Annotated in this window: 16 protein-coding genes and 4 tRNA genes; 19 read left to right on the top strand and 1 reads right to left on the bottom strand. The window is 37.7% G+C overall.

Features of this window, described 5'->3' with window-relative positions:
* Positions 1 to 146: 146 nt before the first annotated feature.
* From PU629_RS21460 to PU629_RS21440, 5 genes are all read left to right on the top strand, one after another.
* Positions 147 to 296, top strand: coding sequence for a hypothetical protein (locus PU629_RS21460; protein WP_275282049.1), 150 nt, complete (start codon positions 147 to 149; stop codon positions 294 to 296).
* Positions 297 to 539: 243 nt separating this feature from the next.
* Positions 540 to 614 (top strand) — tRNA-Glu (locus tag PU629_RS21455).
* A gap of 3 nt (positions 615 to 617) precedes the next feature.
* Positions 618 to 693: transfer RNA gene (locus tag PU629_RS21450), tRNA-Val, on the top strand.
* Between the two features lie 9 nt (positions 694 to 702).
* A tRNA-Tyr gene (locus tag PU629_RS21445) sits at positions 703 to 787 on the top strand.
* Between the two features lie 22 nt (positions 788 to 809).
* Positions 810 to 885 (top strand) — tRNA-Ala (locus PU629_RS21440).
* Positions 886 to 1,580: 695 nt separating this feature from the next.
* On the opposite strand, the gene PU629_RS21435 is transcribed toward PU629_RS21440, so the two are convergent.
* A complete protein-coding gene (locus tag PU629_RS21435) occupies positions 1,581 to 2,045 on the bottom strand; it encodes a MarR family winged helix-turn-helix transcriptional regulator (protein WP_275282048.1) in 465 nt (154 codons plus the stop codon).
* A 733-nt stretch (positions 2,046 to 2,778) separates the two neighbouring features.
* Between PU629_RS21435 and rocF the strand changes: the two genes are divergently transcribed.
* The 14 genes from rocF (at position 2,779) to PU629_RS21365 (ending at position 20,308) form a co-directional block, all read left to right on the top strand.
* A complete protein-coding gene (rocF, locus tag PU629_RS21430) occupies positions 2,779 to 3,675 on the top strand; it encodes an arginase (protein WP_275282047.1) in 897 nt (298 codons plus the stop codon).
* A gap of 330 nt (positions 3,676 to 4,005) precedes the next feature.
* On the top strand, positions 4,006 to 4,569 hold the full coding sequence (sigW, locus tag PU629_RS21425; protein WP_275282046.1) for an RNA polymerase sigma factor SigW: 564 nt from the start codon (positions 4,006 to 4,008) through the stop codon (positions 4,567 to 4,569).
* A 14-nt stretch (positions 4,570 to 4,583) separates the two neighbouring features.
* Positions 4,584 to 5,195 (top strand): anti-sigma factor, encoded by a 612-nt coding sequence (locus PU629_RS21420; protein ID WP_275282045.1) that lies wholly within the window; start codon positions 4,584 to 4,586, stop codon positions 5,193 to 5,195.
* 211 nt (positions 5,196 to 5,406) lie between these two features.
* Positions 5,407 to 6,228 carry a diadenylate cyclase CdaA gene (cdaA, locus tag PU629_RS21415; protein ID WP_275282044.1) on the top strand — a complete coding sequence of 274 codons (822 nt, stop codon included), beginning with the start codon at positions 5,407 to 5,409 and terminating at the stop codon, positions 6,226 to 6,228.
* Positions 6,221 to 7,465 carry a CdaR family protein gene (locus PU629_RS21410; protein WP_275282043.1) on the top strand — a complete coding sequence of 415 codons (1,245 nt, stop codon included), beginning with the start codon at positions 6,221 to 6,223 and terminating at the stop codon, positions 7,463 to 7,465. The genes cdaA and PU629_RS21410 overlap by 8 nt, the downstream gene beginning before the upstream one ends.
* A gap of 85 nt (positions 7,466 to 7,550) precedes the next feature.
* Positions 7,551 to 8,903 (top strand): phosphoglucosamine mutase, encoded by a 1,353-nt coding sequence (gene glmM / locus PU629_RS21405; protein ID WP_275282042.1) that lies wholly within the window; start codon positions 7,551 to 7,553, stop codon positions 8,901 to 8,903.
* Between the two features lie 430 nt (positions 8,904 to 9,333).
* Positions 9,334 to 11,136, top strand: a complete 1,803-nt coding sequence (glmS, locus tag PU629_RS21400) for a glutamine--fructose-6-phosphate transaminase (isomerizing) (RefSeq protein WP_275282041.1) — start codon at positions 9,334 to 9,336, stop codon at positions 11,134 to 11,136.
* 180 nt (positions 11,137 to 11,316) lie between these two features.
* Positions 11,317 to 12,159 carry a hypothetical protein gene (locus PU629_RS21395; protein ID WP_275282040.1) on the top strand — a complete coding sequence of 281 codons (843 nt, stop codon included), beginning with the start codon at positions 11,317 to 11,319 and terminating at the stop codon, positions 12,157 to 12,159.
* A 23-nt stretch (positions 12,160 to 12,182) separates the two neighbouring features.
* Positions 12,183 to 13,019, top strand: coding sequence for a TnsA endonuclease N-terminal domain-containing protein (locus PU629_RS21390; protein ID WP_275282039.1), 837 nt, complete (start codon positions 12,183 to 12,185; stop codon positions 13,017 to 13,019).
* Positions 13,016 to 15,172 (top strand): transposase, encoded by a 2,157-nt coding sequence (locus PU629_RS21385; protein WP_275282038.1) that lies wholly within the window; start codon positions 13,016 to 13,018, stop codon positions 15,170 to 15,172. The genes PU629_RS21390 and PU629_RS21385 overlap by 4 nt, the downstream gene beginning before the upstream one ends.
* A complete protein-coding gene (locus PU629_RS21380) occupies positions 15,147 to 16,841 on the top strand; it encodes an ATP-binding protein (RefSeq protein WP_275282037.1) in 1,695 nt (564 codons plus the stop codon). Before PU629_RS21385 ends, PU629_RS21380 begins: the two co-directional genes overlap by 26 nt.
* A gap of 82 nt (positions 16,842 to 16,923) precedes the next feature.
* Positions 16,924 to 18,780, top strand: coding sequence for a TnsD family Tn7-like transposition protein (locus tag PU629_RS21375; RefSeq protein ID WP_275282036.1), 1,857 nt, complete (start codon positions 16,924 to 16,926; stop codon positions 18,778 to 18,780).
* The gene (locus tag PU629_RS21370; RefSeq protein WP_275282035.1) at positions 18,758 to 19,474 is read left to right on the top strand and encodes a hypothetical protein; all 717 of its coding nucleotides are present in this window, start codon (positions 18,758 to 18,760) and stop codon (positions 19,472 to 19,474) included. The genes PU629_RS21375 and PU629_RS21370 overlap by 23 nt, the downstream gene beginning before the upstream one ends.
* 141 nt (positions 19,475 to 19,615) lie before the next feature.
* Positions 19,616 to 20,308 carry a Tn7-like element transposition protein TnsE gene (locus tag PU629_RS21365; RefSeq protein ID WP_275282034.1) on the top strand — a complete coding sequence of 231 codons (693 nt, stop codon included), beginning with the start codon at positions 19,616 to 19,618 and terminating at the stop codon, positions 20,306 to 20,308.
* Positions 20,309 to 20,402 lie beyond the last annotated feature (94 nt).

The raw sequence follows: 20,402 nt of genomic DNA, 5'->3' as shown, positions 1-20,402 counted from the left end.
CAACGTCCAAATTTAGAGTGGCATAAGCATATATTAGTTTTTCTGAAAAATATCATCTTAAATGGAAACCTATTCAAGCTATTTTTTTCTTCCCTTAGGATAATCTAAAAAAGTACTGATTAATTCGAGAATGGGGGAAGATAGTAATGTCAAAAGCCTGGGTGCCAATTGTAGCCTCTATAGGAATTGGGGCAATGGCTTATCAACTAATGAAACCTCAGAATAAGTTTTCTGGTTTGATAAAACATCGAATGGATCGAATGGCTGAAGAAAAAGAAGTGTTTCCAAATAGCTAATGACAATTTAGGTGCCCGTATTTTAGGCACCTTGATTTTATAGTTTATGAAAAGATGAGCTAACTCTTCATTTAAATAATGGGATTTCGCACAAAAGAATACGGGATAAAGAAAGATAAGTTTATGAGGCCTTTAAGCTGTTGTTTGTTTTTACTATGAAGTTACGGAAGAATTAATTTTTATCTAAAAAGGCTTTACTTTTTTGTGATAATAAAATATAATAAAAAGCGTCGGTTTAATAGCGGCCCCTTGGTCAAGCGGTTAAGACACCGCCCTTTCACGGCGGTAACACGGGTTCGAATCCCGTAGGGGTCACCATTTGGAGGATTAGCTCAGCTGGGAGAGCACCTGCCTTACAAGCAGGGGGTCGGCGGTTCGATCCCGTCATCCTCCACCATCATAATATGGAGGGATAGCGAAGCGGCCAAACGCGACGGACTGTAAATCCGTTCCCGACGGGTTCGAAGGTTCGAATCCTTCTCCCTCCACCATTTAAACAAATAAATAGTATATGGGGCCTTAGCTCAGCTGGGAGAGCGCCTGCTTTGCACGCAGGAGGTCAGCGGTTCGATCCCGCTAGGCTCCACCAATTGTAACTTTAAACACTGTTTAAAGTTTTTTTGCTTTTTTGGAACTGTCAATCAACGTGTGGTGAATAAATTTAAGGATCCAATATCTGACTCTCCACCGTGCTGGACATCTGGTTTCTTGATATCAATGAAGTTTTAGCTTTTCCGGGATGTGGCGGGTATCAGATCTGTTAATTAAGCTATTGCCTGGTTCGTTTTGTGTCCCTAGGCTAGAATAAGGACACAATGTCCGCAACCATGGAAAAAGCTTGGGGTTATTCCCAAGCTTTTGTCTTTAATAGGTTTTTCTTGTATAAGTTCATTAGACGCTAAAGCGGGTTTGATAAATAAGCGGAGATATTTCTCTTATTTTCGAAATAGCGCAGAAAATGGCTTAAATAGACGGAGATATTCCGCCTATTGACTCCAGGAAGCGTGGATCGAAGTCATTTTTCCCTGCTTAACCGGAAAAACTCCGCTTATTTCAGGTAATTCAAAAAGGACACCTAATAATAAAAGGGTCAAGATGTTTTTTAGGTTGCGATTTTGCTGGATAATAGAGGGAAATAAGAGACCAAATCGTCTGGGCTGCGATTTGGTCTGCTGCTTTAGCATACGATTTGATGGAACTTCTTAATTTTTAAGTGTGGTTTTATATTCTAAAGATCAGCTTCAACGCATGCCGTTAATTGACTAATAACTGTAACTGGTTGTTTTAATAACCGCTTTCGATTAGGTTATTTAATAGTTCTTTTTGAATGCGAAGTAATGATTTAATATCTTCATCAGCCATATTTTCTAATGCAGAAAGCATCGCTTTATAAGATATGGAATTCTTACTTGATTTCTTTGATACTTCTTCGCCTTTGGCTGTTAGCTTTAACTTTACTTCCCTTCTGTCATCTTCAGAAAATTTTCTTTCCACTAAACCCATATTAACTAATTTATCAACTCCAACGCTAATCGTACTTTTTGATGAAATAAGCCTTTCAACCAACTCTTGTTGCGTTAATTCTGGAAATGTAAATAAAGTATTAAGTATAGATAATTGTTGTAATGTCAGCCCAAAATTTTCAGCATTCTTTTTCGTGAATTTAGCTGTTGTCTTGTTAATAGCCCAGAATGATTGATAAACCTCCTGTACTTGTCTAACTTTCGGGTCTTTAAAATCTAAGTCCATATAAATCACTCCTAAGCAAATAGTTCATGTGTGAACTGTTTGGTTATGAACTATTTTACATTAGGAAATTGTAAAAATAAACCTTTCAGCATAAACTGTAATTCAAGTGAAAAGAATTCATCTGATTTATTATTTACTAGTCTGAGTAGTATTTAATAAAAAATCTTGAAGTGTATGATTATATTTTTCTTGTTTATTTAGCCCATGGTTGACGTCTTTAATTAGCTGATTTTATTTTATCGTAAAAGGTTTGAACGGTTTGACAAGGGGTATATGGGTCTTTTGTCCTTTGGATTAATAAAATGGGTGTAGTGATTTTTGTGAAACAATTGGCTTTTCCTGATTAGAAAAAACCAAAATAAAAAGGGTTCTATCGCTAGGATAGAACCCCATGAAAGGGTTAAGCTTCTGAGGACGTTCGGTAAGTGTCTTTTGGAGACCCTTCTTTCTTAAAAGAGATTATTGGTTTTAATGGTCAAAGTGACTTTTACAAGTACGCTTTTCCAACGGAACCATCTCCCTAAGATCCGAGTGTCTTTCACTTGCGCCCTTTCATAACTTAGAATGTCCTTTTAAAAAAGAAAGTATACACACGAATTTAATTTTTTTGGAGTGTGTTTTAATTCAGTTGGGAAACAGGGTTCCAAAGCCAATTTATTACATGTAGAATAGATATTAGATGCCTCACTTAGCAATAAGCTGCAGTTAAACGGCTAAAAATAGGAGGTTGGCTATGAATAGACACATTTCAGTGATTGGAGTCCCAATGGATTTGGGGCAATCAAGACGTGGTGTAGATATGGGCCCAAGCGCCATGCGCTATGCCGGATTAATACAGCGGTTAGAATCGTTGGGTTATGAAATTGAGGATTGCGGAGATGTGACGATTGGACGGCCAGAAAAGTCCTCTAGTATTAAAGGGTTAAAAAATTTAAAAGCGGTTTCAGAGGCGAATCAACAATTAGCACAAATTGTTGAAGGAGAAGTTAACAAAGGTCGTTTTCCGTTAGTTTTAGGCGGCGACCACAGTATTGCTATTGGAACACTAGCCGGTGTTTCAAAGTCATATCAGAATTTGGGAGTTATCTGGTATGATGCTCATGTTGATCTTAATACGGCTGAGACATCCCCAAGCGGGAACATTCATGGAATGCCGTTAGCTGCGAGCATGGGGCTTGGCGATTCGTCCTTGATTAACATTGGAGGTTATGCCCCAAAAGTAAAGCCCGAGAACATCGTCATCATTGGTGCGCGTTCCATTGACGAAGGCGAGCGCGAGCTTATTAAGAGAACGAACATTAAGGTTTATACCATGCACGAAATTGATAAAATAGGAATGACAGCAGTCATAAAAGAGACGGTGGATTATCTGAAGGATAGGACCGATGGCATTCATCTAAGCTTTGATTTAGATAGTCTTGATCCCTCTGAAGCTCCTGGTGTCGGAACACCTGTGATTGGCGGTGTGACTTATCGAGAAAGCCATCTCGCTCTAGAAATGTTTGCTCAAGCAAATGTGATCACATCAGCAGAATTTGTGGAAGTGAATCCAATCCTTGATGACAAGAACAAAACGGGGACATTAGCTGTCGATTTGACAGCCTCGCTATTCGGTGAAAAGCTGTTATAAGGAAGCTTTCTTTAAAGAACCAAGGGTCTATTCCTCGGTTCTTTTTTTGTACTATTGAAAAAGCTGTACAGATTTGCGTTTGAAACGCTGCCCGGTTAAAGGAATGGGACTTCGTGCAGCGCGTCCGCATAAGAGTCTTTTCCGGCGTGTATTCCAAAAAAAGCTTTTTCCAAGTGGCATGGCCATTAATATTTATAGATAAGAGAAAGATTTCCAAAAAATCCTTTACACTTTTTCCCTATTTGCAAGGAGAATTTGTTAAACTTATTTTGAAACCTTTTGTTTTTTGATTTCGTATTAGTAATGCCACTGGAATGGGGCCGTGTCAAAATGAATGATGACGTGAGAGAAATTATTATGGATTTGAGGAAGGGTAATCAGGAGGCTTTTCGAGAACTGGTAGACCTTTATAAAAGACAGGTCTATGCCATTTGCCTGAGATTAGTTCATTTACCCACAGAGGCTGAGGACTTAGCCCAAGAGGCCTTTTTACGAGCTTATTCAAACATCGATAGTTATGATATAGATAAAAAGTTTTCAACATGGCTGTATCGGATTGCAACCAATATTTCAATTGATTACTTAAGAAAGCGTCGCCCGAGTGTCTATTTGGATGCGGAGGTTCCGGGAACAGAGGGGGTCACCCTGCAGTCTCAACTGTCGGCAGAGGATTTGAGCCCTGACGAAGAAGCGGTTAAGTCTGAAGAAAGACAAGACCTCTACAATGCCATTGAGTCACTTCCGGTCAAATATCGATCAGCTATTATCTTAAAGTATGTGGATGATTTAAGTCTCAATGAAATTAGCGAGATATTAGAGCTTCCTGTTGCTACAGTCAAAACGCATATTCACCGGGGCAGAGAAGCCCTGCGGAAACGTCTGGTGAAGCACTAAGTGAGGTGAGGGTCATGGCTTGTTCAGAAGAAAGACTGAAAACGATTCATCATATAATTGATGGTGAGGCAACCGAACAAGAAATCCATGAGTTAAAAACACATATATTGAGCTGTGCAAGCTGTCGGGAAGTCTATGAAAGCCTAGTGGAACTTGACCAAGAGCTTAATCAGTTTGCGCTTCCTGAGGTATCAATTCATTTTACAGATAAGGTCATGAATCAATTGCCAAAGCCTGTACAAAGACAGCGATCATTTGTTAATTGGTTGAAGAGACATCCGGTTGTCGTATCAGCTGCTTGTTTTTTGCTCCTTATGTTAGGGTATGTTTTCTCACTCGGACAAGATCAAGCATTTCAGGCAAAAGTTGTTAAAGGGAATGGGCAGTTGGCTTATTCAGGTCACCACACTGTTGTGGTTCCAAAGGATCAAGTCATTAAAGGTGATTTAGTGATTAAGAACGGGGATGTCAAGATTGAAGGTAAGGTAGATGGCAATGTCATTCTCGTTAACAGTCACTCTCTTATGGCTTCTGCTGGAGAAGTGACAGGTCATGTTGAACGCGTCAATCGAGCGGTTGGTTGGGTTTGGTATCAAATAAAGGCTTTTTTCCAAACCGTCTTTTAAATAATAGTTCTAAGAGGCTGTCCCGAAGCCAAGGCAGACCGCTTTCAAATCCCTTTTTATATGCATAAAGAGGAAGTGAGGAAGCCAAACCATAAAGGGGCAGTCTCTTTATATGCTTTAATAACCTCTTTTCCCTTGATTAGAAGGCATGAAATGTTTATATATGGTATAATATAAAAGTTATGGCATCATAATTTTGGAGGCTGACACCATGTATTCATGGTCTGATATAAATATCATTAATTTGTTACGAAATGCTGTAGACATACTCCTTGTCACTTATGTAGTTTACAAAATTATTATGGTGATTCGAGGGACAAAAGCAGTCCAGCTAGTAAAAGGGATTACCGTTATTGTTGTCATTTGGTTTTTGAGCAGTTTATTAGGCTTGAAAACGTTGAATTGGATGCTGACATATGCCGTTACATATGGGTTAATTGCGATTATAATCATCTTCCAACCTGAATTAAGAAGAGCGTTAGAGCAACTTGGGAGAGGCCGGCTATTCTCACGGGATACCCAGCAGGAGGATAAACTCACCAATTCTGTTGATGCCATTGTTAAAGCGACTTCCTACATGGCAAAACGCCGAATTGGTGCGTTAATCTCATTGGAGAGAGAAACCGGTCTAAATGATTATATTGAGACGGGAATTCCAATGAATGCTACTCTCACTTCACAGCTTTTGATCAATATTTTTATTCCTAATACACCTCTTCATGATGGAGCGGTTGTTGTTCGGGAAAATGAAATCATGGCAGCAGGTTGTTACTTACCTTTATCTGAAAGCCCGTTGATATCAAAAGAATTGGGGACAAGGCACAGAGCCGCTATGGGGGTTAGTGAGGTTACTGATAGTATTACGGTTGTTGTCTCTGAGGAAACAGGGGGCATTTCGCTTACAAAAAACGGTGAATTGCATCGAAACTTAACCGAAGAAAGATTGGGTGAGATTTTAACCCAGGAATGGGCCAATCAAGCGAAAGGCACGGTTGCAATTCGTTGGAATTGGAGAGGGAAGAAGAATGGATAGATTGTTTCGAAACAGTTGGTTCATCAGAATTATTTCCTTTCTTATCGCCCTGATGCTCTACACGATGGTAACAGCAGAACAACCAACCAAAAACAGCACGGCGGTTCTGCTTGGAACGAATGATCAATCAACCACAATCAATGAGACATTGGATGCGAAATACGATAAAGATAAAGAAATTCTGTATGGACTTCCAGATACTGTGCAAATTCAGGTAAAAGGCAATAGTGAAGAAATATTAAAGACAAAATACACGACAACGAAGAGCGTGTACATAGATTTAACCGGCAAGTCCCCGGGTACTTATAAGGTACATCCTGAAGTTTCCGGTTTTCCATCGGGAGTTAAGCTGAACATCGTGCCGTCAACAGTCACAGTGACGTTGGAGAAGAAAGTAACGAAAACACTCCCAATAAGTGTTGATTTGCTTAATAAAGGATCATTGCCAGCGGGCTATAAGCTAGGGACACCTGTCCTTTCACCGAAAGAAGTCACAGTAACAGGCGGGCAGAAGCTGGTTGATTCTATATCATTTGTAAAAGGTGTTCTAAATGCGCAGGATGTTACCGGAGCCGTTAATCAGCAAGTTCCATTAAATGCTTATGATGAAAATGGAAATCAATTGGATGTAACACTAAACCCGGCAGTGGTCCGCATCAAGATCCCGGTTGTAAGTCCGTCAAAAGTTGTTCCAATTGATATTCAACCGACCGGTTCACCTCCTGATGGAGAAAGCATAAAATCAGTCACTCTCAGCTCCGAAACTGTTCAAATTTTTGGTTCGCACGACGTGATTGATGGCATTGATAGTATTCATGATATTCCACTCAACTTAGGAAACCTGAATAAAAGCAATCAAGTGGATATAAAGATCCCTGTTCCAAACGGAGCTGAAAAAGTGAATCCAGCGAAAGTAACGGCGACTGTTCAATTTGAAAAGACAGTCACAAAGAAAATAAGTGACATACCAATTATTGTTAACGATTCAACAAGTAAGTCGAGGGACGTTTCGTTTAACGATCCGCAGAATAGGACGGTTGATGTTACCATAAGCGGTGCAAAATCCATTATTAGTCAAATTAAATCATCTGATCTTAAAGTTGTTATAAATATTGGCAGTTTATCAACGGGTGAACATGTTGTTCCGATTCTTCTAACCACGCCTGATTTTGTCGATGGGGTACTGAGTCAAACGACGGCAGATATTGTTATTTCGAATTCGTCATCGGGACAGTAAGAAATGGTCGGAAAACAGGATAACCAAATTTGAGTTGGAATGCAGTCAAGCCTAATAATTGTTTGACAGTCGAGGAGTGTTTTATATGGGTAAATATTTTGGAACTGATGGAGTAAGAGGCATTGCAAATACAGAACTTACGCCTGAACTCGCGTTTCGCTTAGGGCGTGCGGGGGGGTATGTTTTAACTAAAGGACTCGAAAATCCTAAGGTTTTAGTTGGACGAGATACTCGCATTTCAGGAGCCATGCTTGAATCTGCACTGGTTGCAGGACTCCTTTCAATTGGCGTCGAGGTGATGCGTCTTGGTGTGATCTCAACCCCAGGTGTTGCCTATTTGACTAAAGCAATGGATGCAGAAGCAGGGGTTATGATCTCTGCTTCACACAATCCAGTCCCAGACAATGGAATTAAATTTTTTGGCTCAGACGGGTTTAAATTATTGGATGACCAGGAAGCCGAGATTGAGACCTACCTTGATGGGAATGACGCAGATATTCCGCGACCGGTTGGAAAAGATATTGGCATAGTTAGTGATTACTTTGAAGGCGGACAGAAATATTTACAGTACTTAAAGCAGACGGTTCAAGAAGACGATTTCAGTGGACTTAAAATTGCGCTCGATTGTGCACATGGGGCAACATCCTCACTTGCTTCCCATTTGTTTGCTGATTTAGAAGCGGATATCGTGACGATTGGTGCCTCTCCAAATGGAATTAATATCAATGAAGGCGTAGGTTCTACTCATCCTGAAACGTTAGCCAAATTTGTCCTTGAACAAGGGGCCGACCTTGGTCTTGCCTTTGATGGCGATGGGGACCGTTTGATTGCGGTCGATGAAAAGGGTCAGGTGGTAGATGGCGACCACATCATGTACATTTGCGCGAAGTACATGAAGTCTCTCGGCTATTTAAAGAAGAATACACTAGTAACCACTGTTATGAGTAATTTAGGCCTTTATAAAGCGTTGGAAGAGCAAGGAATTGAAACGCGCCAAACCGCAGTAGGCGACCGTTACGTGATGGAAGCGATGCGTGAGGAGGGCTTCTCATTGGGGGGCGAACAATCCGGACATCTGATTTTCTTGGATTTTTCAACAACAGGAGATGGCATGCTTTCCGCTCTTCAACTTGTCAGTACTTTAAAAGCGACAGGGAAGAAGCTGTCAGAGCTTGCTTCTGAAATGATGACCTTTCCACAAAAATTAGTCAATGTTAAAGTAACGGACAAAAACGAAGTGTTAAAAGATGAAGCGATTAAAGCCCTTATCCAAGAGGTTGAACGAGAGATGGAAGGCAATGGCCGGATCCTCGTCCGGCCATCTGGAACGGAGCCTTTAGTTCGCGTCATGGCGGAGGCTCCGACAGAGGAGAAATGCGACGAAATTGTTGATCGCGTTGTAGTAGCTATCAAAGAAAAGTTTAATCCTGTTTCCTAAAAAAAACACATTAAAAAGGGCGTATGCGGCGTGACCATTAACGTTTTCTCTGCATGCGCCATATAAATAGAGAGAACGAAATAGCTTGTGGCTAATTCAGCACATCTATTTTATTTTCATTGACTTTTCTTAGAAGAACCAGTAACATTTAATCGTTCACGTGAGTTAAATAGAGAAAGGTGGGCGTAGCTAAATCCATTCATACAAAAGCGCCTGAACTACTGACGGAAGGTCGAGTAGTTGACGAGGAAGAGGAGAATCGAATTTTTTCGGCGGATGCCTCTCGGGAATGCTTACACCCGAAAGCACCTGTTTCAAAACAGAGGGGTGACTCTTTGCACAAGAACAGGGCGGTAAGCCAAACATTATAAAACAAGTGGGGTAAGAAGCCCCCACGGTTCTTACCCTACATGATTAGGGGGAAGACCAAATGTGCGGTATCGTAGGATATATTGGGCAAAGAAATGCAACTGAGATTTTAATTGAAGGGCTTCGAAAATTAGAATATCGCGGCTATGACTCAGCAGGGATTGCTTTATTAAATACGAATGGTGTACACGTGTTTAAGGAAAAAGGCCGTATCGCTGCATTGGAAGAGCTTCTGGATGAAACAGCTAATGGAACCATTGGGATCGGTCATACGCGATGGGCAACACACGGTGAACCAAGCCGTTTGAATGCACATCCTCACCAAAGCGCCTCTGAGCGGTTTACTTTAGTTCATAATGGGGTTATTGAAAACTATGAACAATTAAAGAAGGCAGAGCTTTCAGATGTCGATTTTGTGAGCGAAACGGATACCGAAGTGGTTGTAAAGCTCATTGAGAAGAAGGTCCAAGGCGGCAAAAGCGTGGAAGAGGCTTTCCGCTCTACTTTAGAGCAGCTTCACGGCTCTTATGCGATTGCTATGTTAGATGCTGACAACTCTGATGTGATTTATGTCGGTAAGAATAAAAGCCCACTGCTAGTCGGTCTAGGTGAAGGCTTTAATGTTGTCGCAAGTGATGCCATGGCCATGCTTCAGGTGACGAATCAGTTCGTTGAATTAATGGACCAGGAAATTGTTCTTGTCACGCGCGATTTCTGCAGAATTAAGAAGCTTGACGGCACCGTTGTTGAACGCAAGCCATTTACGGCAGAGCTCGATGCTTCGGACATTGAAAAGGGCACTTATCCGAACTATATGCTGAAAGAAATCGATGAACAGCCAGCCGTTGTCCGCCGTATTATTTCGGAGTACCGCGATGAAGATGGCGTGATAAAGGTAGAAGATTCTGTTCGTCAAGCCATTAAGGAAGCCGATCGTCTTTATATCATTGCAGCGGGAACAAGCTACCATGCAGGTCTTGTTGGTAAGCAATTATTTGAACACATTGCCGGTATTCCAACAGAAGTGCATATTGCAAGTGAATTTTCTTATAATATGCCATTGGTTTCGAAAAAGCCGCTGTTCATCTTTATTTCTCAAAGCGGAGAAACGGCCGACAGTCGTGCAGTGCTTGTTCATGTTAAAAAGCTTGGCTTTAAGACGCTAACTGTAACAAACGTGCCAGGCTCAACCTTATCCCGTGAAGCCGATCATACTTTACTTCTTTATGCAGGTCCAGAGATTGCCGTAGCCTCGACAAAGGCTTATACAGCGCAAATTGCGGTACTTGCTATTACGGCAGCCGATGCCGCTGTTGAGCGAGGACTCGAGGTCAAGATGGATCTGACACAAGAATTAAGCATTGTGGCGAACGCCATGCAAACTCTTGTGGACGAGAAAGAAAAGATCGAAGCCCTAGCAACCAATTATCTTCAAACGACTCGAAATGCCTTCTACATCGGAAGAGCGGTTGACTATTATGTCTGCTTAGAGGCGGCTCTTAAATTAAAGGAAATTTCCTATGTGCAAGCGGAAGGCTTTGCCGGCGGGGAATTAAAACATGGAACGATCGCTTTAATTGAAAAGGATACACCGGTTATTGCGATTGCCACACAATCTCATGTTAATGGAGCCATCCGCAGCAACGTGAAAGAAGTCGTTGCCCGCGGAGCTAAAGCCCTCATTGTCAGCATGGAAGGTCTCGAATCAGAAGATGATCAGCTTGTATTGCCCGAAGTTAACGATTTACTCACACCACTTGTTTCCGTCATCCCATTACAGCTCCTGGCTTACTACACCGCCTTACATCGCGGCTGTGATGTTGATAAGCCACGCAACTTGGCCAAATCCGTGACGGTTGAATAAGCTTAGATAGATAAAAAGAAAATTGTGTTGCTTTGAAAAAAAGATTGATCATTTAAAACAAAGTTCGATCATTTGAAATAAAGATTGATTATTTATAAAAAAGATTGATTAAAAATAACCTCTATGGCTATGATATCCATAAGAGGTTATTTTTTATTATTTGAAAAAGGTGGAATCAGAATGTTGCCTAAATATAATCCCCAAACCCCCAGGCTATTAGAATCGATAGTTTGTTTTACTGATATTTTAGGTTTTTCAAGTTTAATTATAAACACACCTAACCTACAGTTTGGAAATCAGTTACTTAAAGATCTTCATAAAATTCTTACAAAACAATATGCGTCAATGAGAGAGATGAACCCATATGGTCATTTTAAAACATTTACTGACAATGTCATTTTAGCATATCCAAAGTTTCAAGATGGCGGAGGACAATCAGGAAGTTTGTTTATGTCGTTTATCGATTATCAATTAGAGATGACGTTAAATGGGTATTTCTTACGTGGTGGTATAGCTTTAGGAGATTATTATGGTGATGATGATTTTGCATATGGACCAGCGTTAATCGAAGCACACGATCTAGAATGCAATAAAGCAAGTAATCCTAGAATTATTTTAAGTGACAACATGGTTAAAATGGTAGTTAAACATCTAAATTATTATTCACCACTAACGTTAGCGCCACAGTTTTCTCATTTATTAAAAGACGGTGATGGAAGTTGTTTTATTAACTATTTATATGGCTTGCATGAAAACTTTAATTGTAGTGATAGAAGTGAAGAGGATTTGGATATCTATGTTGAACAATTAAAAAAACATAAAGTAATTGTTGAAGAAAAGTTAAAACAATTTAGCAATGAAGCAAAGCTTTATGCTAAATATGAGTGGGTAGCACAATATCACAATTACTACTGTGAACAATACTTTGAACCAATTGGTATACAACAATTAGAACTAAATATTGAGGGCATACTGCCACGTGATTTTTCTAGAATTGTTGAAAATGGTTTAGTTAATTTTTAAGAAAACCAATTTGGAGGGTTCTTATGTCTAAACGCAAACGTTCATTATCTATTGATAAAAGGCTTAAAGATGGTCGTGGACAAGGGATAGGGGTTGATTACAAACCATGGATTACGATACAAGATGTACCTTCTTTAGGACGAGCAACTCGATTAAAAGGCTTAAAAATACCAAGACAATTCGAATTCCTCTCAGACTTGGAACGAAACTATTTTTATTTACTGGAATACTCCGATGCTGTAATTGATATACGTGAACAATTCCCATTATTGCCGATTGAGGAAACGATTGTCATTGCAGATGAACTAGGTATTAGGCACCCAACTGATCCTAAAACAGGTGAGCCAATTGTGATGACAACTGATTTTCTAGTAACAATTAATAATCAGCAACATCAATATTTAGCTCGAACTTTGAAGTACAAAGATGAATTAATGAATGAGCGTACACTGGAGAAGTTTGAAATTGAACGTGTTTATTGGGAAAGACAAGATATAAATTGGGGAATTGTCACAGAGTTAGAAATACCCAAGGAAATGGCACATAATATTGCTTTTTTTCATGGCTATTGGGATCTCTCTACTATTGAAGGATTTGAAGAAGTGACAGCAAGCGATATAGAAGATATGAGTACTTATTTTATTAGTAAATTGTTGGCCGAGGATAAAACAGTTAAACATCTCGCTAAAGGATTTGAATTAGATTTTGGGATGGTTATCGGTTGTGGTCTTTCGCTATTCAAGCATTTAATCGCAACGAAAGCAATTGAAGTGGATCTACTAGATAAATTAGTTTTAAATAAAATTCAACAAATTAAAGCAGTGCGAAAAGACTTTTCTATTAAGGTGAGAGCGATATGATTTTTTACAATCAAGTTTATCAATATATAGATAAAGAGGAAAAAAATCTAATTCGTGTTATCACTATTGAAGAATCAATTGCCTATCTTGTTGACCTATACGGAGATACATCGATGCCTAAGAAATCTATTTTGTCAGATTTAGAAATTGAAGTTCAGACTGGTTTGCTTATACCAATCCCTGATCCATATTTGAAAAGTTATGTAGATACGGATTTAACAGAAAAGCAAATTCAAAAGCGTGATGAGGACTGGCAAATTGTTTCTGAAGGTTGGAACACATTTAAGGATGAGTTGCTTAACAAAAAAGAACGGGATGCGATATTTGAACAAATTGCACGGCAGAACAGCATCGCTAAAATTAAGGTAAAACGGATTTTTACTCGCTTTTGGCAGCGTGGTTTAAATAAGAACGCACTTCTTCCTGATTATATGTATTCAGGTGGAAAAGGTAAGGAAAGACAATTATCGACGAACTCTAAAGTTGGACGTCCTAGGTTGTATACGTCAACAGAGCAAGGAATTAACATTACGGAAGATGTGAAAAAGCAGTTTGATTATGTAGTGAAAAAATATTATCGCAAAAAGGAGCAGTTATCTTTAACCAATACCTATGAATATATGTTAAGAGAATTTTACTCAGACAAATATTATGAGGGTAACCAGATTAAATATAAGATTTGGGATGATTCTAGAATTCCTACATATCATCAGTTTTACTACTGGTTCAAGAAATTAGAGGACCCAAAACTTGATTTTCAGTTGCGCAATAGCCAAAAAGAGTTCGAATTAAATCATCGACCAATATTAAGTCATTCAGCTTTAGAAACAGATGGACCAGGAACACGATTTCAGATTGATGCAACGATTGCTGACGTATACTTGGTAAGTTCATTTAATCGGAATTTAATTATAGGACGCCCAGTTGTTTATGGAGTAATTGATGTATATTCACGCTTGATTACAGGTGTTTATATTGGTTTGGAAGGTCCTTCATGGATAGGTGCCATGATGGCTTTAGACAATATGGTAGCGGATAAAGTAACGTTTTGTGCGACATATGGTATAGAAATAGATGAATCACAGTGGCCTTCGCATCACTTGCCAGAGATTATTATTGCGGACAGAGGTGAATTTGAAGGCTATTCCGTAGAAAGATTAATCAATAATTTTAATGTGAAAATCGAAAATACGTCTCCATATCGAGGCGATTTAAAAGGAATTATTGAGCGACAATTCCGTACAATCAATGGCAAAATAAAACGAAAAGCTCCGGGTGCTATTCAAAAAGAATATCGTGAGCGAGGCGACCGAGATTATCGCTTAGATGCTAGTTTAAACTTAGAGGAGTTTACTAAAATCGTTATACACCTTGTGCTACATCATAATCAGAAAATCATTGAAAAGTATTCACTGGAAAAAGAAATGATTGCAGATCAATTAACAGCAACCCCAATTAATTTATGGAATTGGGGCATTGCTAATAAAAAGGGTCGTCTTCAAACAGTAAGTAATCAAGATATATTGCGATTAAATTTATTGCCTAAGGGTAAAGCACGTATCACAAGAGCAGGTATTAAGTTTAAAGGGTTAGCATACGGCTCTGATAAGGCACTAACTGAGCAATGGTATTTAAAGATGAAAAACCAAAGTATTGAGGTATTGTATGATCCTCGTTCGATGTATCGAATCTATGTTCCGCATAAAGACGGACAAAATTTTGATACATGTTATTTGTTAGATACAAGTGAGCAATATAGTGGAGATTCTTTAGAGGAAATCGAGTTTTATCAGCAGCTGTTACAAGAAACAAAAAAGCAGGAAGCTATTAAGCAAGTTGAAAGTACAGTCAATTCAGATGCTGCAATAGAATCAATTATTAAGCAAGCGGTCAAACAGAAAAAAGAAGCATCAGTTGAGCCAATTAGTAAGTCTGAGAAGCTAAAAGATATTCGAGTGAATAGAAAAGCAGAAAAGCTGATAAATAGGGAAGAAGAAATGTTTGATATAGCTGAGAAACCAAAAATACAACCTGCACAAGTAATTGAACTCACAAAAAAAGAAGTTGCACCATCAGATACTCAAAAGTCAAACTCACGCTTATTGGATAAATTACGGAAGAAGCGAGATGAGAAGTTTGGAAAAGACCAATAATCTTGTCCTTAAAGGTGATTTTGAGGGGGCAACATATAAGGAACAAGCTTTATCAGAGTATAGTAAAAATCCATTCATTGAAGCTCTACCGCCAATTTTCGATGAAGATAATGTGTTAGAGCGATTCTTGGTAACACCACGAATTACACTGCAAGAAAAGCAAAGTGAAAAAAATATCCGATATCACGTGCTGAAACGCATAAAAAATTTTATTCAGCCTCTGCCAATTCACTTTGATGTAGAACGGAGACTATCCACTCTCATTCGTAGAGGTTACTTAGCTCGAAATCCTTTAGATAAAACGTTTTTAGAACGTATTCGAGAATTACATAAATTGCGCGAAGAAGAAGATTCCCATAAATACATTGATGAGCGCTTGAATTATATTCGTTCTACAGCAGATAGTTTATCTATTATTGGTATCTCTGGTATCGGTAAGACAACGGCAATTGAACGATTGTTACTTATGTATCCTCAAGTCGTTAAGCATGAGACGTATGAAGGTCAGCCTTTTAACCGAACACAAATTGTTTGGTTAAAAATCGATTGTCCATATGATGGTAGTTTATCAACACTTTGTAAAAGCTTTTTCAAAGCAATTGATGATTTATTAGGAACTCGATACTTAGAAAAATACGGCTATCTGAATCGTGTAACATCAACAATGCTATTACATATGACTTCATTAGCGAGTATGTACGGTATCGGTGTGCTTGTTATCGATGAAATTCAGCACCTTTTACATTCCAAAAACGACCAAGAAGAAATGCTGAATTTCTTTGTTACGTTATCAAATACAGTAGGTATCCCAACAGTACTAATTGGTACTTCAAAAGCACAGCAACTATTTAAAGGGAATTTCCGACAAGCTCGCCGTGCAGCCAGTGATGGAGCAATTATTTGGGATCGTATGGCTGAGAATAGTGAGGAATGGGACTTCTTTTTAGAAACTTTATGGGAATTACAATGTCTTAAAAAGCGCTCAGAACTTACAGAAGAAGTGAAAAAGACTTTTTATGAGGAATGTCAGGGTATAACTTCAGTTGCTGTAAATTTGTTTATTTTAGCTCAGGAGCGTGCTTTATTTGATGAATCAAATGAAGAAGAAAGAATTACTTCAAACGTTTTGAAAAAGACAGCAAAAGAGGATATGAAGATTCTTCAACCTATGCTCAATGCAATTCGTAAAAACGACTTAAAAGCAATGTACAAGTATGAGGATATTATGATTAATCTAGATGATCTTATGATCAACCATAAGCAAAATATAGAGTACGAAGGAAAAATCAAAGAAGCAATGAAAGAAAGACAAAATACCTTGGAATATAGACGACAAGATACTATTGAAAATTTAACTGTTGAGGTTGCATCCTTAGGTATTTTTAACAACTTGCAAGTCAATGACCTTAAGAAAATAATAACTAAAATTGTAGAAAATAGTCCAATCGATGCGAATTTCAATGGGCTAAAAGCAGATTCAATTAAACGAGCAATTACTCTGAACCAACAAAAGCAAGAAATAAAAGAACCAAAGCTAAAACAAGGAGAATTATTACCACTATTAACATTAAGAGAAAGAGCAGTTGAAAAAAAGCAGCACTCATATGATCTGCTAAAATTAAAAGGGTTTATTAAAGATCCATTACAAGAATTCTATAACATAAATTAGAAGCTAAGTCATGAGGCGTCTAAAAACCTAGTTTAATCGACATTATAGAAGTAAGGCGATTACAACTAGGAGGACCTTTTGGATGCTACCGTTCTTTACTAACCCATATCTAAATGAATTGATATATTCAGCAATTGCTCGTTACCACTTTTATAGTGGCAATATAGATTACAAAGACACGTTAGATGAATTATTTAAAAATCGTTCGGTGATTCCGAGTGAGGAGATTGGCAGTCACTTCTCTAAATTAGCTGAACAATTGGGTTCTAATTACTCTGTTGAAAGTATTTTAGCGAACTATACAATTTATCCTTACTATTCGTCATTCCTTTCAAAAGAACGTCAAGAAGGAATTTTGCAAGATATTGCGGGAGATGGACAAGGTCTTTATACAAGACTCGGTATGGTGGCTGGAAGCATTTGCAAAAAAGATGGTTTGCAATATTGTGTAGAATGTGTAAAAGAAGATCTAAATCAAAATGGTGAGCCTTATATTCATCGAGAACATCAGTTACAGGGAATAAATTATTGTCCGCATCATGAGCTTCAGCTACGAAAATACGAAAGTGGAACTACTAGCCGTATTGAATATGTTCGTTTTGAAATAGATAAAATGAATCTTTCTCCAATCTATGAAGGTAATCGTTATGAAGAGATATCCATTTATCTAGCTAAGCAAGCCTATAAATTATTATCCATGCCATTAAACCAAATTTCACGTGAGGAAATAACCCTAAAATATCGGGCTATTCTACGTAAAATGAATTTGGTTACAGTTTCTAGTCGAATAAGGCAAAAAGAATTGTATCAAGTTTTTCTAAGTACCTTTCCAAAAGGATTTTTAGAGCATCATGAATGTGCATTGGATATGGAGAAAGAGTATAACTGGCTGAAGGTTATTACTCGTAATTTAAAACGGCATGTGCATCCATTTAGACACTTGTTAATGCTTTATTTCCTAGAATTAGATGTAGATGATCTTATAGATTTTAAAACTGATGCAGGGCCATTTGGAGTTGGACCATTTCCATGCTTGAATCAAGCTGCATTACATTATAAACAAAGAGTTATTCATACAGTAGAAATTACTAGGGATTTTAAAACAAAATTACCTATAGGTACATTTAGATGTTCTTGTGGTTTTGTTTACGCTAGAAAAGGTCCAGATAACTCAGTAAGAGATCAATACAGAATAGGACGAAAAAAAGCATTTGGAGAAGTGTGGCAAGCAAAACTTGAAGAGTTAGCTAGACAAAACTTTAGTATGAGGGAAATCGCTAGGAAATTGGGTGCTGATTCTATAACGGTGAAAAAGTATTTAACAGAAAAAATAGAAATAAATAAAGCGGGCTATGAAATAAATAAATTTCAACTTCAACAGTATAAGAATGAAATCCTTGATGAAATAAAAAAGAATCCATATTTATCAAGAAAAGCGTTACGAGAAAAAATAAAGAAGCAATATATTTTTCTATACCGTCATGACAAACAATGGCTTATGGAAAACTTACCAAACTATAAGAGGAAACATCAGCCCACTAAAAAGGTGGATTGGGAAAAACGAGATAAAGATTATGTTAAGTGTATAAAGAAGCTTTATAAGAAACTATTGAAGGAAGAAAATACAGTCCGTATAACTATATCAGTATTAGGGAACAGACTAGGCATACTTGCCAATTTAGAGAAACATTTAGAGAAGTTGCCAAATACAAAGAAATTGTTAGAAGAAATAACTGAATCTGTAGAGCGGTATCAAATTCGACGTTGCTGTAGAGTGATCGACCAAATGATATTAGAAAATGAACAAGTACATTTATGGAGAATACAACTAATAGCAGCAGTTAAATCGAATCATTTTCATAAAATAAGACCCCAATTGGAATTATATTTACAGGAGAAACAGGTTGTGAAAAAAGATGAACAAACAACAACAGGTTAAATTGAATAATTGGCCATTTAAGATTGGAGAGAAAGCGCAATTAACTTGGATTAGTGCTCCATTTTCTAAAGATAAGAAAATCATGATACACGCTTATTTCCGAGCTAATGGACGAACCAAGAAGATTCTACTTGATTGGGGGACACTACCGGCACTAGCTATTCAGCATTATTATATTAATGGTGATATTAATAAAAGTACTGCATCAACTGATACTGAAGAAGTAGATATTACAATTTCTTCGAATAATGTCACTTTTTCTGAGAGAGAATGGAGTATTTTCGGTACGAATGATAAAGATATTTCTCGTAGCTTTACCGTTTCATATAACGATAAAAAGTACATCCTACCACTCATTGAGGTGGTTCGCAGTATCTTAGCACCTAATCGTTTTTTACTCTATCGTCTATTCGAGGCAAATTCTTTCCCACAGTACTTTATTGAGTATTATGAAACGAATAAACTCCATCTAGACTTCTCGTTACAGTACCATCGCAAATATACAAAAGGTACCTTTTTGTATCAACTTGTATGGCTATTAACAAATCCAGATATAAGAAAAGTATTTGAGGATGTTGCGTTTACATTTATAAATACAGGTATATTAAAGTTTGACTGGATATTTAAGCAACCTATTAACATTAAAGCAGTGGTTAAAACAAGTTCCGGTGGTGGAACAATTCTTCGAATTTAGAATGTAAAAGGTAAAATAATTCCTTATAACGAAATTTCTTTTACTCATCCAGCAAACCTACAATATGAAAAGTCAGGAGAAACTAAGAGATACGCCTTCTATATAAAACCGAATACAGAAACTAATGAATCCAAAATAGAATTGGATGAAGAGGTCGAAGGAACAACAGAAAATTTTGATATAATCGAAATGAACACTCAAATTCATGAATATGTAAAGCTTCCCAAGGTGACAAACATAAAAACTAATTCTAAAAAACAACGAATGCGAGAAGATGAAAATACAAAGAAATACTTTATTGATGATAAAGGGCGTAGAGCTACTTCTGATGTTGGAGGAAGTAAAGTTGCAAGAGGAATTGAAAACAGATCGCTATATGAAATAGAAGCACAAGGTGAATTAAGTGATTTCATAAATATTCTTAAGATTCTAGAAAGTTTTCGAGAGATTAAAGCGGTCAATGTAGCTTCAGGTTTATTACCTAGAGGTAGGGAAAAGAAAAAATTTAGTTACTTAGAAGACGAAATTACTAATCGTAAATACATAGTTGCAATAGTTGAATTATTTAATGGGAAGCGCTACAGAGTTTTGGAAATTGAGCGAGAGAATCGCTCTTTATCAATATTGATATTATCTACAAAGAGTAATGTGGATTGGACATCCATTATTCAAAATGCGCTAATGAGCTTAGTGGATAAGAACGGTACTTGGCTGAAGGAAATAATTACATATATTGAAACTAAAGGAGTTACTGTGAAAAAAATAAAACATAGTAGGAAGAATGTCTATCATAAAGCAGAAAATCTGTTGAAAAAGTTATTAAATACACAATAAATAGAGTCTATTGTAGAGGTATAGTTTTAAGAGGGGGCTATGGAAATTCCGGTAGGATTTCTCATCACAGCTTTAGAACATTTAAACCAACTGT

Source organism: Pullulanibacillus sp. KACC 23026, assembly GCF_029094525.1.
Lineage (GTDB): Bacteria > Bacillota > Bacilli > Bacillales > Sporolactobacillaceae > KACC-23026.
Note: the sequence above shows the minus strand (reverse complement) of the source record. Positions and strands in the feature narration are given on the sequence as shown.

What these genes read in the sequence shown, in the direction of transcription:
- PU629_RS21370 (WP_275282035.1), top strand. Translation starts at nt 18,758, where the DNA reads ATGAACAAACAACAACAGGTTAAATTGAATAATTGGCCATTTAAGATT.
- glmS (WP_275282041.1), top strand. Translation starts at nt 9,334, where the DNA reads ATGTGCGGTATCGTAGGATATATTGGGCAAAGAAATGCAACTGAGATT.
- rocF (WP_275282047.1), top strand. Translation starts at nt 2,779, where the DNA reads ATGAATAGACACATTTCAGTGATTGGAGTCCCAATGGATTTGGGGCAA.
- sigW (WP_275282046.1), top strand. Translation starts at nt 4,006, where the DNA reads ATGAATGATGACGTGAGAGAAATTATTATGGATTTGAGGAAGGGTAAT.
- PU629_RS21420 (WP_275282045.1), top strand. Translation starts at nt 4,584, where the DNA reads ATGGCTTGTTCAGAAGAAAGACTGAAAACGATTCATCATATAATTGAT.
- PU629_RS21390 (WP_275282039.1), top strand. Translation starts at nt 12,183, where the DNA reads ATGTCTAAACGCAAACGTTCATTATCTATTGATAAAAGGCTTAAAGAT.
- cdaA (WP_275282044.1), top strand. Translation starts at nt 5,407, where the DNA reads ATGTATTCATGGTCTGATATAAATATCATTAATTTGTTACGAAATGCT.
- PU629_RS21435 (WP_275282048.1), bottom strand. Translation starts at nt 2,045, where the DNA reads ATGGACTTAGATTTTAAAGACCCGAAAGTTAGACAAGTACAGGAGGTT.
- PU629_RS21410 (WP_275282043.1), top strand. Translation starts at nt 6,221, where the DNA reads ATGGATAGATTGTTTCGAAACAGTTGGTTCATCAGAATTATTTCCTTT.
- PU629_RS21395 (WP_275282040.1), top strand. Translation starts at nt 11,317, where the DNA reads ATGTTGCCTAAATATAATCCCCAAACCCCCAGGCTATTAGAATCGATA.
- PU629_RS21375 (WP_275282036.1), top strand. Translation starts at nt 16,924, where the DNA reads ATGCTACCGTTCTTTACTAACCCATATCTAAATGAATTGATATATTCA.
- PU629_RS21460 (WP_275282049.1), top strand. Translation starts at nt 147, where the DNA reads ATGTCAAAAGCCTGGGTGCCAATTGTAGCCTCTATAGGAATTGGGGCA.
- PU629_RS21385 (WP_275282038.1), top strand. Translation starts at nt 13,016, where the DNA reads ATGATTTTTTACAATCAAGTTTATCAATATATAGATAAAGAGGAAAAA.
- glmM (WP_275282042.1), top strand. Translation starts at nt 7,551, where the DNA reads ATGGGTAAATATTTTGGAACTGATGGAGTAAGAGGCATTGCAAATACA.
- PU629_RS21380 (WP_275282037.1), top strand. Translation starts at nt 15,147, where the DNA reads ATGAGAAGTTTGGAAAAGACCAATAATCTTGTCCTTAAAGGTGATTTT.